Here is a 15421-nt window from a genome sequence, read left to right on the forward strand (position 1 = left end):
GCACGCCCACCTACAACCTGGCGGTCATTGTTGACGACCACGAGATGGGGATCACCCACGTGATCCGTGGTGACGACCACCTGAACAACGCCGCGCGCCAGACCCTGATCTACCAGGCCCTAGGTTGGGACGTACCGGTCTGGGCGCACCTACCGCTGATCCACGGGCCGGACGGGACCAAGCTCTCCAAGCGCCACGGCGCCCAGGCGGTGGGCGAGTTCGCCGAGATGGGCTACCTGCCCGAAGCCCTGCGCAACTATCTGGCCAAGCTGGGCTGGGGCCACGGAGACGACGAGATCTTCTCCGACACCCAGGCCATCGAATGGTTCGACATCACCGATGTGGTCGGCGCGCCGGCCCGGCTCGACTGGGCCAAGCTCAATCACCTGAACAACCACTACATCCGCCTGGCCGAGCCGGTCCGGCTGGCGGCGCTGGTGGCCGACGTCCTGAAAGGCCGCAACTATCCGCTGGCGACCGGCGACGCAGAGCGGCTGGAACAGGTCATCCCCCTGGTCCGTGACGGCGCCAAGACAACGCTGGACCTGGCCGACGCCTGCGTCTTCGCCCTCAAGGTCCGGCCGTTGGAGCTGCCGGAGAAGGTGCTTGGCATGTTGAACGAGGAGACCCGCGCCCGGCTCCTGCGCCTGCGCGACCAGCTCGCCGCCGCAGCCGTCTGGGACGTCGCCAACCTTGAGGAACTCAACCGAGCGTTCGCCGAATGCGAGGGCGTCGGCCTGGGCAAGATCGGCCCGGCTCTGCGCGGCGTGCTGTCCGGCGGATCACCCGCCCCGGACCTCGCCGGGGCCATGGTCGCGCTGGGAAAAGGCGAAACCCTTGGCCGCCTCGACGACGCGCTTTCGCAGGCGGTGTAAACCGGTATAAGGCCACTCGAACAGGCGTTTCATCTCGCATCTGCGAAGGGATTTGGCATGGGTGACACGGCGAAGTTTGGTATCGGCGCCAAGACCGTCGAACTCCCGATCCTCAAGGGGACAACCGGGCCGGATGTGGTCGACATCCGCAAGCTCTACGCCGAGACCGATATATTCACCTACGACCCCGGGTTCACCTCCACCGCGAGCTGCGAAAGCAAGATCACCTTCATCGACGGTGACGCGGGGATTCTGCTCCACCGGGGCTATCCGATCGATCAGTTGGCGGAGCAGTCGAGCTTCCTGGAGGTCTGCTACCTCCTCCTGCACGGCGAGCTGCCGAACGCCGCGCAGTTCACCGAGTTCGATCACAACATTACCTACCACACGATGCTGCACGAGCAGTTCGACCGCTTTTTCATGGGCTTCCGCCGTGATGCTCATCCGATGGCGATCATGGTCGGCGCGGTCGGGGCCCTGTCGGCCTTCTATCACGACAGCACCAACATCGATGATCCCGAGCAGCGGATGATCTCGTCGCACCGGCTGATCGCCAAGATGCCGACGATCGCCGCGCGGGCCTTCAAGTACTCCAAGGGCCAGCCCTTCGTGCACCCGCGCAACGACCTGTCCTATGCGGAGAACTTCCTGCGGATGAGCTTCTCGGTCCCGGCCGAGGACTGGAAACCCAACCCGGTGCTGACCCGGGCCATGGACCGCATCTTCATCCTGCACGCTGACCACGAACAGAACGCCTCGACCTCGACGGTGCGGCTGGCCGGATCGTCAGGCGCTAACCCGTTCGCCTGCATCGCCGCCGGCATCGCCTGCCTCTGGGGGCCCAGCCACGGCGGAGCGAACGAAGAGGCGCTGAACATGCTCAAGGAGATCGGCACCGTCGACCGTATCCCGGAGTACGTCCAGGGCGTGAAGGACCGCCGCTACCGGCTGATGGGCTTTGGCCACCGGGTCTACAAGAACTACGATCCCCGCGCGACGGTGATGCAGAAGACCTGCCACGAGGTGCTGGCCGAGGTCGGCCACGGGGACGACCCGCTGCTCAAGGTGGCCATGGAGCTCGAGAAGATCGCACTCAGCGACCCCTATTTCGTGGAGCGCAAGCTCTACCCGAACGTCGACTTCTACTCCGGCATCACCCTGCGCGCCCTGGGTTTTCCGCCGGAGATGTTCACGGTGCTGTTCGCCCTGGCCCGCACGGTGGGCTGGATCTCCCAGTGGAAAGAGATGATCGAGGATCCGCTGCAGAAGATCGGCCGACCGCGCCAGCTCTACACGGGCGCCCCCCAGCGCGACTACGTGGCGGTCGACAAGCGCAGCTAGGCGTCGCGGCGCGCGGCGACGATCTGCAGGATCGCCTCCGCAGCGGCTTCCGAGGGATCGGGGCCGCCGCGTCCCATGGCGTCCAGGGCGGCGAACTGCGCCGCCACCTGCCGCCGGCGCAGCTCTACGTCGTCCAGCCTTAGCGCCAGTTCGCCGGCTAACCGCTTGCCCGTGCATTCAGCCTGCACCAGTTCGGGCGCGACGAACGCCTGGGCGGCGATGTTGAACAGGGTGATGTACCGGGTGCGGATCAGCCGCCTGAGGATGGCGTGGGTCACCGGCCCGAGCCGATAGCCGATCACCATCGGACAGCCCGCCAGCGCCAGTTCCGTGGTCACCGTGCCGGAACAGGCCAGGGCCACGGTGGCGGCCCGCATGGCGTCGCGCTTGCCGGGCTCGTCGTCGATGACATGGGCTCGGTGGGGCCAGCCGGCGACCCGGGTCCTGACCATCTCGCCCACCGTCGGTGCGGCCGCCACCACCACATGCAGGTCGGGGCGCTCGGCCTTCAGCCGCCTGACCGCGTCTTCGAAGGCCGGCAGCACGCGGGTGATCTCGCCTGGCCGGCTCCCCGGCAGCACCAGCAGGATTGGATCAGCCGGCCCAGCGCCGATGCGGGCGCGCAGCTGCCCCGGATCGGCGCCCGAGAAGTCGAGGGCCAGGGCGGAGTTGCCGACGAAGGTGACCGGCAGGCCGTGGGGCTCGAACCAGGGCGCATCGAAGGCGTGGATCGACAGAAGGTGGTCGACAGACCGCGCCAGGGTCCGCGCCCTGCCCGGCCGCGAGGCCCACACCTGGGGCGCCACGTACTTCACGATCGGCAGGACTGGATCAAGCCGACGCAGGCGCTGGGCGACTCGCAGCGTGAACCCCCAGCTGTCGATGAGCACCGCCACGTCGGGCCGCTCGCGAGCCGCCAGGGCTGCGGTCTGGTTCGCCCGGCGCACGACCTTGGGATAGGCCATGAGGCCTTCCAGCAAGCCCAGGATCGACAGCTCGGAGATGTCGAAGGGGCTATCGACGCCCGCGGCCGCCATCCGCGCGCCGCCGACGCCCACGAAGCGGACGCGGTCGCCCAGCCGGCGGCGCAGCGCCTGCGCCAGGCCTGCGCCCCGGTCATCTCCCGAGGCCTCCGCCGCCACCAGCATCACGGTGAGCGGGGAGTCGGTCACGGCTGGTCCGGCTCCACGCCCAGGATGAAGACGCCCAGTTCGTCGGCCTCCTCGATCACCGCCTCGCGGTCCAGCACCAGCAGGCGGCCCGCCTCGCCGACGATGCCGGCGATCCCCGCGCGGGCCACCGCGCGGATGGTGGCCAGGCCGATGGTCGGCAGGTCGACGCGGGTCTCCTGGATGGGCTTGGGCGCCTTGGCCAGCACGCCGCGGCAGGCGCCGGGCTTTCCGCGCAGGTGCTCCGGCAGCTCGGCGACCCGGGCCAGCATGGCGTCGGTGCCCTCCTGGGCCTCCACCGCCAGCACCAAGCCCTGGCAGACTACCGCGGCCTGGCCCACATCGAGCCGGCCGATGGCGCGGGCCACCTCCAGCGCGCGATGGGCGTCAGCGAGTTGCGCCTCAGTGGCGTTGACCCGCCCAAGCGGCCCCAGCGGCAGGGAGAGGTCGTCCATCACCTCGTGTGCGCCCTCCACGGCGAACCCCTCCTTCTCGAACACGCCGACCAGCAGCCGCAACAGGGCGTCGTCGCCCCGCGCCGCCGCAGCGATCGCCGCCGGCAACACCCGCAGGCCCCGCAGGTCTGGGACCAGGGAGGCGAAGTCAGGCCGGGCCACGCTGCCGGCCAGGCAGATCGCGCGGCAACCGGCGCGCTTGAGGGCCTTGAGGCACTTGCCGATCTCCGCGATCCCCACCTCCGCACCGGCGTAGTCGGCCAACTCGGGGCCCGCGAACCCCTTCAGGCGGATCACGAACAACGGCCGGCCGGAACGCTCGCAATGCTCGGCGATCTCGACGGGTAGGTTTCCGCCACCGGCGATCAGCCCGAGCTTCTGCATCAGACTTCGCGTTCGGGCAGGCAGAGCGGCCGTGATGCGTCGGCGCGGATGAAGTCGATGATCTCCATAACTTCGCGGGAGCCGGCATAGGTCTCGGTGGTGTCGTCCAGCCGCTCCTGGAAGGTGCCCTCGTCGGCGAACAGGAGGCGGTAGGCGGCGCGAAGCGTGTTGATCGCCTCGCGGCTGAAGCCCCGCCGCTTCAGGCCGACCAGATTGAGGCCTTCGAGATGGGCGTGGTTGCCCCACACCGAGCCGTAGGGGATCACGTCCTTCACCACCGCCGCCAGGCCGCCGATCATGGCGTGGCGGCCAACGCGGGTGAACTGGTGCACCGCGGCCAAGCCGCCGACGATGACGAAGTCGCCGATCTGGCAGTGGCCGCCCAGCGTCGCCTGCTTGATCAGGATGACGTTGTCGCCGACCACGCAGTCGTGCCCCACGTGGGACTCGATCATGTAGAAGCCGTTGGACCCGACTTTGGTGACGCCCCCCCCGTTCACCGTGCCGATGTTCATGGTGGCGTGTTCGCGGATGATATTGTTGTCGCCGATCACCAGACCGGTGTCCTCGCCCCTGTAGGCGGTGTGCTGCGGCGGGCCGCCCAGGACAGCGAAGGGGTGGATCTGGTTGCCGGCGCCGATATCGGTGGATCCTTCCACGACCACATGGGAGGCGAGCCTGGTCCCCGCTCCGATCCTGACCTTCTCGCCGACCACGCAGAACGGGCCCACGACGGCGCCGTCGCCCAACTCGGCGCCCTTGGCGACGAGGGCAGTCGGATGAACCTCGACGCTCACTGGGTGGCCACCACCATCGCCGCAAACTCGGCTTCGGCGGCGACCTTGTCGCCGACCAGCGCGCGCCCGCGGAACTTGAAGATATCGCCGCGGGCGCGGAGCACCTCCACGGGCATGCGGATCACATCGCCCGGCCGGACCGGCAGCCGGAAGCGGCAGTTGTCCAGCGATATGAACAGGATGGTCTTGCCCGCCACGTCCACGTCCAGGGACTTTGACATGAGCACCGCGCCGGTCTGCGCCAGCGCCTCGACGATGAGGACGCCCGGCATCACCGGATAGGTAGGGAAGTGCCCCTGGAAGAACGGCTCGTTCACCGTCACGCACTTGATCCCGACGATCGACTGGTGCGCGCGATACTCCTCCGCGCGGTCCACCAGCAGGAAGGGATAGCGATGCGGGATCCGGGCGAGGATCTCGGTGATGTCGATCTCGGACGGCCCCTCGTTGACCGGCGCCTTGCGGCTCATTGCTCCCCGCCTTCCTTGCGGCTGGCCATCTTGGACAGCCAAGCCGTCTCCCGCATCCATCGACGGATGGGCCGGGCCGGCATGCCGCCCCAGGTCTCGCCCGCCGGAATATCCTTCATCACGCCAGATGCGGCCCCGACCCGCGCGCCGTCGCCGATGGTGACATGGTCAGCGACGCCGGCGCGACCGCCGAACTGGGCGCCGTCGCCGATGACCACGCTGCCCGAGATGCCGGTATGCGCCGCCATCACGCAGTTGCGCCCGACGCGCACGTTGTGGGCGATCTGCACCAGGTTGTCGATCTTGGTGTTCTCGCCGATCACGGTGTCGTCGAAGGCGCCGCGGTCGATGGTGGTGTTGGCGCCGACGGTCACGCCATCCTGGATGATCACCCGGCCGAGCTGGGGAATGTCGATCAGGCCCTTGGCCCCTGCCGTGGCGCCGAACCCCGGTTCGCCGATCACCGCGCCGGCCAGGATGCGCACCCGGTCGCCGATCAGGGCGAAGCCGATGGTCACGTTGGCGGAGATATCGCAGTCGCGGCCGATGGCGACCCCGGGCCCGATGACGGTGTTGGCGCCGATCGTGGTTCCGCGGCCCACCTGGGCGCCTGGCCCCACCACGACGCCGGGGGCAAGTCTCGCGCCCGCCTCCACCCTCGCCGTGGCGGCCACGGCCTCGCTCCCGCCCAAGCGCGGGCGGTGCAGGCGATTGGCCGCCAGGGCATAGGCGCCCTGGGGATTGGGCGTGATCAGCACGGCGCAGCCGTCAGGCGCCGCTTGGCGCTGCTTGGCGGTCAGAAAACAGGCGCCGGCCTGGCCGGCCTTCAGGTCGGCGGCGAAGCGACGGTCGGACAGGAAGGTGATCGTGTCGGGTCCGGCCTCGCTGAGGATCGCCACGCCGCCCACGGTGCGCGCGGCCGTCCCCGGATCGGCTAGCTCGGCGCCGGTGAGCGCCGCCAGCGCGCCGAGGCTGACAGGTCCGAGGTCTTCGAAGAAGCGCGGGTCGGGCATGGGGTCCTGGGGCCTAGCTCGGCCCGCGCCTGTTCTGGTCGGCGCCTTACCTGCGGGGCGGGGTCGCGGCGGGGGCGGCCGGGCGAGAGACGCCCGCGGACGGCGCCTGATCCAGCCGTTCGCGGTCGAAGGCGAACTGCGTGATCTTGGCGTTCAGCGCGGTCACCACCAAGCCCGTGAGGTCCATGGCGGGATTGGCGATCACCACGGCGTTGCGCTGCAGGAGCATCGAGCAGGCGCGCTGCTGATAAACCTGGCGGATCAGCGGCTCCATCTCCGTGCCGATGCGGCCGACGGCCTTCTGCTCGGTAGCGGAAACTTCGCGGTCGCGCTGCTGGGCCTTGCGCTGCAGGGCGTTGGCGCGGACCTGCAGGGCCGAGGCGCGCTGCTCGAGCACCGTGCGGTCCAAGGTGGCGCGCTGGCCCTCCAGGGTCTTGGCCTCATTGTCGATGCCGGTCTTTTCGCCGTTCAGCTCGGCGTTCACCTGGGCGACGATCTGCTGCATGCGGGTGTCGACGTACTTGCCCACCGTCGAGGTGGCGATGGCGCCTTCGATGGAGATGATGCAGACACCGGCCAGGGCCGGGCCGTGGGTGACCGCGGGGGCCGCGGCTTGCGCCAACGCGGACGGAGCCGTGGCCATGGAGATAGCCGCGACACAGGCCGCAGCGACGAAGGGTTTGAAAGTCATGTGTTTGTTAGAACCTGGTTGAGGTGGAGAACTTGAAAGTCTCGGTCTTGTCGTAGCTTTCCTTGGCCAAAATCTGGCTGAAGTCGAAGCGGATCGGACCCATGGGCGATCGCCAGAAGATGCTCAAGCCGGCCGATGCGCGCAGCGACAAGTCGTCCCGGATATTCGGATCAGGGAACAGAGCCGTGCGGCCGTTGGCGTCCAGCACGAATCCCTTGGTGAGGTCGTTGGTGTCCACCAGGCGCGGCCCGCGCTTGTCGACGTCGTCCAGCAGGCCGGCGGTGCCGACGTAGGTGAACAGGGCCGCCTTGATCCCGTACTGCTCGGGCAGGAAGGTCGGCACGGTGAGTTCCACCGCCCCGATGGCGTAGGCCTTGGCCCCCAGCGCGTCCTCGCGTCCGAAGCTGGTGTCGCGCGGACCGAGGCCCGCGGTCTCGAAGCCGGGGAAGGTGTTGCCACCCTTGTAGAAGCGGTCGTTGATCCGGACGTTGTCCCCCGCCCAGCCGCCGACGAAGCCCGCCGAGCCGGTGACGCTCAGGATGAAGTCGCGGGTGAAGCCGTAGTACCAGCCGCCGTCACCCTCGGTGCGGATGTAGTTCACGTCACCGCCGACGCCCGCGAGGTCCTGGTTGAGGGCCACATAGAAGCCGCGGGTGGCGTTGATCGGATCGTTGCGCCGGTCCAGCCGCAGGCCATAGCCGAACAGCGAGGTGAGGAACGAGCCACGCTGGTCGCAGAGCGTGGACGAGATCAGGCCGCTGACGCACAGCGAGTCGTCGATCTCCACCCGGTCCTGGCGCAGGGTGTAACGCGTCTGGCCCCGGGAATTCAGGCTGAGCGGGAAGTTCAGCCGCGCCGTCGTGCCCAGCGAGGTGGTCTTGTACGCCGAGTATTCCGACAGGTCGTAGCGGTAGGAATAGACGTCGAGGCCGGCGGCCAGCTCCCGGCCCAGGAAGCGCGGCTCGGTGAACGACAGGTCGACCTGCTGGCGAAGCGAGCCCAGGGACACCCGCGCGCGGACGTTCTGGCCACGGCCGCGGAAGTTGCGCTGGGTGATGCCCAGGTCGACCACCAGTTGGTCGACGGACGAATAGCCAGCGCTGAACGAGAGTTCGCCGGTGGGCTGTTCCTCGACCTTGACCTGCAGGCCGGTGCGGTCTGGCGCCGAGCCCGCCACCTCGGTGATCTCGACTTCCTTGAAGAAGCCCAGCGAGCGGACCTGGTTGCGGGACCGGTCCACCAGGGCACGGTTGTAGGCGTCGCCTTCCGTAAGGTTCAGTTCGCGCCGGATCACGTAGTCGAGGGTCTGGGTGTTGCCCACCACATCGATGCGATCGACGTAGACCCTGGGGCCCTCGCGGACCGAGAAGATCACGTCCACCAACCCGGCTTCGCGGTTGGCGGTGTAGCGCGGCCGAACATCCACGAAGGCGAAGCCCGCCGCGCCGGCCGCGAAGGTCAGGGCGTCGGTGGCTTGCTCGATGCTCTCGTCCTCGTAGGTCTCGCCCGAGCGGATCGGCACCAGGGCTTCGAGGATGGTTTTGTCGAGCTTCTGCAGCTCGGTCTCGACGGTGATCTTGCCGAACTTGTACTCCGGCCCCTCGTCCAGGGTGTAGTTGATGACGAAGCCGTTCTTGTCGGGCGCCAGCTCGGCGACCGCAGAAGACACCCGGAAATCATAGTAGCCGCGGTTGCGGTAGTGCTTGCGCAGCTGCTCGCGGTCATATTCCAGCCGGTCGGGGTCGTAGTTGGCGTTGGTGGAGAAGAATTTGTACCAACGGCTCTGCTCGGTCACGACCACGTCACGCAGGTCGTTGTCGGAGAACGCCTTGTTGCCCAGAAAATTGACCCGCAGGACCCCGCTCTTGGCGCCCTCGTCGATCTTGAAGATCAGGTCGACGCGCTTTTGCGGCAGTTCGACGATCTGCGGCGTCACGGTCGCCGAGATCCGGCCCGAGCGCCGGTAGAGCTCGACGATGCGCTGCACGTCCTGTTGCACGCGCGAGCGGGTGAAGATGCCGCGGGGCCGCACGCTGACCTCGTCGCGCAGCTTGTCTTCCTTCAGGCCCGAATTCCCCTCGAAAATCACCCGGTTGATGATCGGGTTCTCCAGCACGGTGATCGTCAGGTCGCCAGCGTTGAAGTCGATCTTCACGTCGGCGAACAGGTCCGTGCGGAACAGCGCCTTCAGCGCCAGGTCGATCTTCGCCGGATCCACCGTCTCGCCGAGTTGCACCGGCAGGTAGGAGACCACGGTCGATTGTTCGATCCGCTCGTTGCCCTTGACGATGATCCTCTGGACCACCCCGGACTGCTGCTGCACCTGGGCCATGGCGAGGCTTGGCACGACGATCGCGGTCGTCCCGAAAAGCAGGGCAATACCGGAGGCTAGCGCGGCGCTGCGGGCGCGGTGTCTGTGCATCGAATCAGCCGTTTGGGAAAGGGGCAGGTTAGGAGAATAGCCCGCCGAAGAGATTGAACACACGCAGGCGCTGCAGATCGTTCCAGGTGGCGAACAACATCAATCCGAGAACCAGTGCAAGGCCTACGCGGTACCCTGCCGCCTGAACCTTGGCGGCAAGAGGGCGCCGGGCGACCGCTTCGTAGGCATAGAAGAGCAGGTGTCCCCCGTCGAGCACAGGTATCGGCAACAGGTTGAGAAATCCGATGCCCACGGAGATGTTCGCCACCAGTTCCAGGGTGGTGATCAGGGCGTTCAGCGCCAGGGCCCCGGGGCCGGCGGAGGCCTCGACCGTCTTCTTGGCGATGTCGCCGGAAAGCTGCGCCATGCCGAGCGGGCCTGACAGTTGGTCGGCGTTCTCCCGGCCGGTGAACATGCGGCCCAGGTAGAGAACGGTGGTCTCGACCACGTTCCAGGTGCGCGCCACTCCGCCGCCCAGCGCCTCGATCGGGCCATAGCGCTTGATGGTCAGGTCGCCGGGCCGCTGCTTATATTCAAGGCCCAGCACCCCCAGGCGCTGCTCGTTGCCCAGGCGGTCGACGATCACCCCGCGCTCAGGCGTCGCGGTCAGCGCCACCTGGCGCCCGCCGCGCTCGACCACGAAGTCGATGGCCGTGCCAGAGCGCAGGAAGACGATGGTCTGCAGGGTGGGGAAACTGTCGATCCGCTTGCCGTCGGCCCGCACCACCACGTCGCCGGTCTGGAAGCCGCCGCGTTCGGCGGGGCTGCCAGCCTTGACTCCGTCCACCCGGGCGGGTGTCAGCGGCTCACCCAGCGCCATCAGCAGGCCAGCGAAGATCACGATGGCCAGGGCGAAATTGGCCAGTGGGCCGGCAGCGACGATGACGGCCCGCTGCCACAGGGGCTTGAAATGGAAGTAGCGCGACAGCGCCGCCTCCCCTTCCCGGGCCACCAGGTCGCGTCGCAGGGTCTTCAGATCGTCGGCGTCGGGAATGCTGGCGGCGTTGTCGTCGCCGGCGAAACTCACATAGCCGCCCAGGGGCAGCCAACCGATCCGCCACTCGACGCCCGCCTTGTCGCGCCACTGGGCGATGGCCCGGCCAAAGCCGATGGAAAACTTGTCGATGGCCGTGCCCAGGGACTTGGCGGCCAGGAAGTGGCCCAGCTCGTGCACCGTCACCACGATCCCCAGCACCACCAGGAAGGGGATGATGTAGACGAGCACGTTCTGCAGGAAGGACAGCATCTTGAGGGCTACTCCAGGGCCAAGCTGTTTCGGCGGATCACGACCTCATCCGCCACGCGGCGCGCCGCAGCGTCAGTCACCCGGGCCCCCTCGACGGCGTCGTCGTCGGCGCCCGCCGCCAGACCCTGGCGTTCCATGCGCTCCAGCGTATCGGCCACAACGCCGGCAATATCGAGAAACCCTATCTTTCGGTCAAGGAAAGCGGACACGGCGCGCTCGTTCGCCGCGTTCATCGCCGCCGGCGCGCGGCCCCCTGCCGCCAGGGCCTGCTTGGCGATGGCCAGGGCCGGGAACCGCTCGGGGTCCGGCTCTTCGAAGGTGAGCGGCCCGGACTTCACCAGGTCGAGCCTCGGCGCCGGCCACGGGAGGCGGTCGGGCCAGGCGAAGGCGCAGGCGATAGGCGCGCGCATGTCCGGCGGGCCGAGCTGGGCCAGGGTGGAGCCGTCGGCGTACTCCACCAGGCTGTGGATGATGGACTGCGGGTGGATCAGCACCTCGATGCGCTCCGGCGGCATGGCGAACAGGTAGGAGGCCTCGATCACCTCCAGGCCTTTGTTCATCATGGTCGCCGAATCCACCGAAATTTTGGCGCCCATGCTCCAGTTGGGATGGGCCAGCGCTTGGTCGGGCGTGGCGCCGGACATCTGCTGCCGGCTCCAGGTGCGGAATGGCCCACCCGAAGCAGTGAGGATCAGGCGCGTGACATGCGCCGCGCTCTGCGGATCGAGGACCTGGAAGATCGCCGAGTGCTCGGAGTCCACCGGCACGACCGCGCCGCCGGCCAGCTTGGCCATGCGCAGCAGCGAGGGGCCGGCGCAGACCAGGCTCTCCTTGTTGGCGAGCGCGATGACCGCGCCGGCCTTGGCGGCGGCCAGGGTGGGCGCAAGGCCCGCGAAGCCGACGATCGCCGACATCACCCATTGCGCCTCGGCCGCGGCCACGTCGGCCACCGCCGCCGAACCAGCCGCGGTCTCGATCCCCGAGCCCTTCAGCCGCTCCCGCAGCCGGGGCAGCGCGGCCTCATCCTGCACCACGGCGATCCGCGGACGCCAGCGCAAGGCCTGATCGGCCAGCCGGTCGGCGTTGCGGCCGGCGGTGAGCGCCACCACCTCCACCTCGACGCCCGCCTGCTCGAAGAGGTCCAGCGTCGAGACGCCGATCGATCCGGTGGAGCCGAGCACGCTGACACTGCGCGGCAGGTTCAATGGCCCCATCCCCATTGGTTCGCCAGGCGCGCGATGGCCATCACCACCACAGCGAACATCAGGCCGTCCACCCGGTCCAGCAGGCCGCCGTGGCCCGGGATCAGGTCGCCGGAGTCCTTCACGCCGAAGCGTCGCTTCAGCGCCGATTCCCACAGGTCGCCAGCCATGGTGGCTAGACCCACGGCCAGGCCGATGAGGGCCGCGGCCCATAGGTTGAGCTGGAAGCCCGGCATCACCGCCTGCGGCAGCGGGATGTCCAGGGCGGACGGCAGGGCGATCAGGGCGCCCATCAGCGCCGCGCAGCCGAGGCCGCCGACGAAACCCGACCAAGTCTTGTTGGGCGAGAAGCGCGGCCAGAGCTTGGGGCCCTTCAGCGCGCTGCCCACCGCGAACGCGCCGATGTCGGCGGACCAGGTGACCAGGAATAGCATCAGAGTCCACCACTCCCCCTGGTTGGTGGAGCGCAGCCAGATCAGGCAGACACAGGCCGGCGCGATGTAGGCGACCCCGAACGCGGCGTCCGCGGGCCGCTCGGCCACCCCGCGCGCCACCAGGGCGGCGGCCAGCGCGCCGGCGACAACAGCGCCCCAGGCCAGCAGGTCATGGCCCTGGTAGCTCAGGAACACCGCGGCCAGCACCGCGACGGTGACCGCGCCGGAAATCCGCGTCGGGGCCCGGGGCGCGCTCATCCCGCCCCACTCGATCGACAGGAGGGCCACGCCCACCGCGATCAGCACCAGGAACGGCCAGCCGCCGAACCACGCGGCGACCAGCACCGCGGGGCCCATCACCGCAGCGGAGGCGACGCGCAGGCCGAGATTGGACCAATTGAAGCGTTTAGCCTGCGGCAAGGACGTCATCGGCCACGACCGCGCCATAGCGTCGGTCTCGCGAGGCGAAGGTTTCGAGGGCGGCCTGCAGGTGTTCGGCCCCATAGTCGGGCCAGAGTACGTCCTGGAACACCAGTTCCGCATAGGCCGCTTCCCAGAGCAGGAAGTTGGAGAGCCGCTGCTCTCCGGAGGGCCGAATGATCACATCGGGCGGGGGTGAGCCAGCGGTGGCCAGGCGGCCGCCGAAAGCCCGGTCGTCGAGGTCGCAAGGCCTGGCGCGGCCGGCGGCCACTTCCTCGGCGAAGGCCCGCGCCGCGTCGGCGATGTCGGCTTGGCCGCCGTAGTTGAACGCCACATTGAGGAAGAAGCGGTCGTTGTGCGCGGTGCGCGCCTGGGCGTCTTCGATGATCTTCACCAGATCCGCGGAGAGACCTTCGCGGCGGCCGATGACCCGCACACGGACGCCTTCGCGTTCCAATCTCCCGATGTCGCTTTCGAAGTAACGCTTGGGCAGGGCCATGAGTTCGGCCACTTCGGCGGCGGGGCGGCTCCAGTTCTCGGTGGAGAAGCCGAACACCGTCAGCCAGCGGATGTTCAGATCCGGCGCGGCGGAAACGGTGCGCTTCAGCGCCTCCACCCCCGCCCGGTGCCCCAGCGACCTCGGCAACCCGCGCTGTTTTGCCCAGCGCCCGTTGCCGTCCATGACCACCGCCACATGCAGCGGCTGGCCCAGCGTCGTAGCCGGCGCGCCCGCGGACGAGGGGGTTTCAGGGGCTGGCATGGGCGTCGAAATTGATCCTATGGGGCGCGGGCGCCCGCACGACTAGACGTGCATGATCTCTTGTTCTTTGGTTTTCAAGGCTTCGTCCACGTGCCGGACAGCCTCGTCGGTGTGCTTCTGCACCTCGGCTTCCATGCGCTTGTGTTCGTCCTGATTGATGGCGCCGTCCTTCTCCGCCTTCTTCAGGTCGTCGTTGGCGTCGCGGCGCACGTTGCGGACAGATATCTTCTGCTGCTCGGCGTATTTGGAGGCCAGTTTGGCCAGGTCCTTGCGGCGTTCCTCGGTCAGCGGCGGCACCGGGATGCGCAGGGTCATGCCATCGACGATCGGGTTCAGCCCCAGGCCGGCGGCGCGAATGGCCTTCTCGACCGGTCCGACCATGGTCTTGTCCCAGACATTGACCGAAATCATGCGCGGCTCGGGCACGCTGATCGCCGCCACCGCGTTCAGCGGCGAGGTCGAGCCATAGGCCTGGACCTGAACCGGATCCAGCAGGCCGGCGTTGGCGCGGCCGGTGCGCAGGCCGGAGAACTCCTCCTTCAGCGAGGAAACAGCCTTGTCCATCCGCTCGCGGTAGGTCTTCAGATCAGGCTTGGCCATGGCGTTTCTCCTCGTCTCTTGTCGTTAGGCGGCGGTCGGCGGAGTGTCGCTGATAACGGTGAAGGTGCCCTTGCCGTTCAGCACCTTGCGTAGGGAATCTTCCTCGCGGATCGAGAACACCACGATCGGGATGCCGCTCTCGCGCATCAAGGCGATGGCGGCGGCGTCCATGACCTTCAGATTTTGCGACAGCACGTCCTGATAGGTCAGGTGATCGTAGCGCGTCGCGGCCTTGTCCTTCTTGGGATCGGCCGAATAGACCCCGTCGACGCTGGTGCCCTTCAGCAGGGCGTCGCAATTCATCTCGGCGGCGCGCAGGGCGGCGGCGGTGTCGGTGGTGAAATAGGGGTTGCCGGTGCCGGCGGCGAAGATCACCACCCGCCCCTTGGCCAGATGCCGCACGGCGCGACGGCGGATATAGGGTTCGGCGATGGCCGACATCGGGATGGCGCTCTGCACCCGGGTGTCCACGCCCAGCTTCTCAAGCGCGTTCTGCATGGCCAGGGCGTTCATCACGGTGGCCAGCATGCCCATATAGTCGGCGCTGGCCCGTTCCATTCCCGCCGCGGCCGTCGACAGGCCACGGAAGATGTTGCCGCCGCCTATCACCAGGCAGATCTCGGTGCCGCTCTTGGCCACCCGGGCGATGGCCGCGGCCACGGTGTCGACCGTATGCATGTCGATGCCATAGCCCTGCTCGCCCATCAGGACCTCGCCCGAGACCTTGAGCAGCACCTTCTTGTAGCGGCGCTTGGTGCTGTCAGTGGACATGTGAGGTCTCGTTTCGCGGAATCGGGCAGGGCCATCATAGACGAAGGGCGCGTCCGGCTTCAAAGCCGAACGCGCCCCGATAGTCACGCAGTATCTGTTGTCAGGCTTGCGAGGCCATCATCGACGCGACTTCCGACGCAAAGTCGGGACCTTCGACCTTCTCGACGCCTTCGCCCAGAGCCAGGCGCACGAAGCCGGCCAGGTGCAGGCCGGGCGCGCCCAGTTCCTTGCCGGCGTCGGCGACCAGTTGCTCGATGGTCACGTCCGGGTTCATGACGAACGGCTGCTTGGTCAGCACCACGTCCTTCTGGAACTTGTTGATCTGGCCTTCCACGATCTTGGCGATCATGGCTTCCGGCTTGCCTTCTTCC

The 15421-nt window shown here is 68.1% G+C and carries 15 protein-coding genes and 1 pseudogene; 2 read left to right on the forward strand and 14 right to left on the reverse strand.

Going from position 1 to position 15421, the window contains the following annotated elements:
- Together ACLL81_RS09900 and gltA are read left to right on the forward strand one after the other, a co-directional pair.
- A partial coding sequence (locus tag ACLL81_RS09900; protein WP_411288174.1) for a glutamate--tRNA ligase occupies positions 1-875 on the forward strand: 875 nt, incomplete at its 5' end.
- Between the two features lie 57 nt (positions 876-932).
- Positions 933-2216 (forward strand): citrate synthase, encoded by a 1284-nt coding sequence (gltA, locus tag ACLL81_RS09905; RefSeq protein WP_411288175.1) that lies wholly within the window; start codon positions 933-935, stop codon positions 2214-2216.
- Here gltA and lpxB read toward each other — a convergent pair.
- The 14 genes and pseudogenes from lpxB to ACLL81_RS09975 all read right to left on the reverse strand — a co-directional run.
- Complete coding sequence (gene lpxB, locus ACLL81_RS09910; protein WP_411288176.1) at positions 2213-3388, reverse strand: lipid-A-disaccharide synthase; 1176 nt, start codon at positions 3386-3388, stop codon at positions 2213-2215. The two genes, gltA and lpxB, sit on opposite strands and share 4 nt — an antisense overlap.
- Positions 3385-4224, reverse strand: a complete 840-nt coding sequence (lpxI, locus tag ACLL81_RS09915; RefSeq protein WP_411288177.1) for a UDP-2,3-diacylglucosamine diphosphatase — start codon at positions 4222-4224, stop codon at positions 3385-3387. Before lpxI ends, lpxB begins: the two co-directional genes overlap by 4 nt.
- Entirely contained in the window at positions 4224-5021 is a 798-nt protein-coding gene (gene lpxA / locus ACLL81_RS09920; protein WP_411288178.1) for an acyl-ACP--UDP-N-acetylglucosamine O-acyltransferase, read from the reverse strand. The genes lpxI and lpxA overlap by 1 nt, the downstream gene beginning before the upstream one ends.
- Entirely contained in the window at positions 5018-5491 is a 474-nt protein-coding gene (gene fabZ / locus ACLL81_RS09925; RefSeq protein ID WP_411288179.1) for a 3-hydroxyacyl-ACP dehydratase FabZ, read from the reverse strand. Before fabZ ends, lpxA begins: the two co-directional genes overlap by 4 nt.
- Positions 5488-6504, reverse strand: coding sequence for a UDP-3-O-(3-hydroxymyristoyl)glucosamine N-acyltransferase (gene lpxD, locus ACLL81_RS09930; RefSeq protein ID WP_411288180.1), 1017 nt, complete (start codon positions 6502-6504; stop codon positions 5488-5490). The genes fabZ and lpxD overlap by 4 nt, the downstream gene beginning before the upstream one ends.
- Before the next feature lie 46 nt (positions 6505-6550).
- Positions 6551-7195: an OmpH family outer membrane protein gene (locus ACLL81_RS09935; protein WP_411288181.1), complete on the reverse strand. Its 645-nt coding sequence runs from the start codon at positions 7193-7195 to the stop codon at positions 6551-6553.
- Positions 7196-7202: 7 nt separating this feature from the next.
- Positions 7203-9617, reverse strand: coding sequence for an outer membrane protein assembly factor BamA (gene bamA, locus ACLL81_RS09940; protein WP_411288182.1), 2415 nt, complete (start codon positions 9615-9617; stop codon positions 7203-7205).
- A gap of 28 nt (positions 9618-9645) precedes the next feature.
- Positions 9646-10863 carry a M50 family metallopeptidase gene (locus ACLL81_RS09945; RefSeq protein WP_411288183.1) on the reverse strand — a complete coding sequence of 406 codons (1218 nt, stop codon included), beginning with the start codon at positions 10861-10863 and terminating at the stop codon, positions 9646-9648.
- Positions 10864-10871: 8 nt separating this feature from the next.
- Positions 10872-12077: a 1-deoxy-D-xylulose-5-phosphate reductoisomerase gene (locus tag ACLL81_RS09950; RefSeq protein ID WP_411288184.1), complete on the reverse strand. Its 1206-nt coding sequence runs from the start codon at positions 12075-12077 to the stop codon at positions 10872-10874.
- Positions 12065-12928: a phosphatidate cytidylyltransferase gene (locus ACLL81_RS09955; protein WP_411288185.1), complete on the reverse strand. Its 864-nt coding sequence runs from the start codon at positions 12926-12928 to the stop codon at positions 12065-12067. Before ACLL81_RS09955 ends, ACLL81_RS09950 begins: the two co-directional genes overlap by 13 nt.
- Positions 12906-13679: a polyprenyl diphosphate synthase gene (uppS, locus tag ACLL81_RS09960; RefSeq protein ID WP_411288186.1), complete on the reverse strand. Its 774-nt coding sequence runs from the start codon at positions 13677-13679 to the stop codon at positions 12906-12908. Before uppS ends, ACLL81_RS09955 begins: the two co-directional genes overlap by 23 nt.
- 42 nt (positions 13680-13721) lie before the next feature.
- A complete protein-coding gene (frr, locus tag ACLL81_RS09965) occupies positions 13722-14279 on the reverse strand; it encodes a ribosome recycling factor (RefSeq protein ID WP_411288187.1) in 558 nt (185 codons plus the stop codon).
- Positions 14280-14303: 24 nt separating this feature from the next.
- Positions 14304-15050 carry a UMP kinase gene (gene pyrH, locus ACLL81_RS09970; RefSeq protein ID WP_411288188.1) on the reverse strand — a complete coding sequence of 249 codons (747 nt, stop codon included), beginning with the start codon at positions 15048-15050 and terminating at the stop codon, positions 14304-14306.
- Positions 15051-15150: 100 nt separating this feature from the next.
- Positions 15151-15421 (reverse strand): annotated as a pseudogene (locus tag ACLL81_RS09975) (elongation factor Ts); the annotation flags it as partial.

Source organism: Phenylobacterium sp., assembly GCF_046590535.1.
Lineage (GTDB): Bacteria > Pseudomonadota > Alphaproteobacteria > Caulobacterales > Caulobacteraceae > Phenylobacterium.

Bases quoted from the DNA above. Each gene is read 5' to 3' on its own strand.
- gltA (WP_411288175.1), top strand. From the start codon at position 933: ATGGGTGACACGGCGAAGTTTGGTATCGGCGCCAAGACCGTCGAACTC.
- lpxI (WP_411288177.1), bottom strand. From the start codon at position 4,224: ATGCAGAAGCTCGGGCTGATCGCCGGTGGCGGAAACCTACCCGTCGAG.
- ACLL81_RS09935 (WP_411288181.1), bottom strand. From the start codon at position 7,195: ATGACTTTCAAACCCTTCGTCGCTGCGGCCTGTGTCGCGGCTATCTCC.
- ACLL81_RS09945 (WP_411288183.1), bottom strand. From the start codon at position 10,863: ATGCTGTCCTTCCTGCAGAACGTGCTCGTCTACATCATCCCCTTCCTG.
- bamA (WP_411288182.1), bottom strand. From the start codon at position 9,617: ATGCACAGACACCGCGCCCGCAGCGCCGCGCTAGCCTCCGGTATTGCC.
- pyrH (WP_411288188.1), bottom strand. From the start codon at position 15,050: ATGTCCACTGACAGCACCAAGCGCCGCTACAAGAAGGTGCTGCTCAAG.
- lpxD (WP_411288180.1), bottom strand. From the start codon at position 6,504: ATGCCCGACCCGCGCTTCTTCGAAGACCTCGGACCTGTCAGCCTCGGC.
- frr (WP_411288187.1), bottom strand. From the start codon at position 14,279: ATGGCCAAGCCTGATCTGAAGACCTACCGCGAGCGGATGGACAAGGCT.
- uppS (WP_411288186.1), bottom strand. From the start codon at position 13,679: ATGCCAGCCCCTGAAACCCCCTCGTCCGCGGGCGCGCCGGCTACGACG.
- ACLL81_RS09955 (WP_411288185.1), bottom strand. From the start codon at position 12,928: ATGACGTCCTTGCCGCAGGCTAAACGCTTCAATTGGTCCAATCTCGGC.
- fabZ (WP_411288179.1), bottom strand. From the start codon at position 5,491: ATGAGCCGCAAGGCGCCGGTCAACGAGGGGCCGTCCGAGATCGACATC.
- ACLL81_RS09950 (WP_411288184.1), bottom strand. From the start codon at position 12,077: ATGGGGCCATTGAACCTGCCGCGCAGTGTCAGCGTGCTCGGCTCCACC.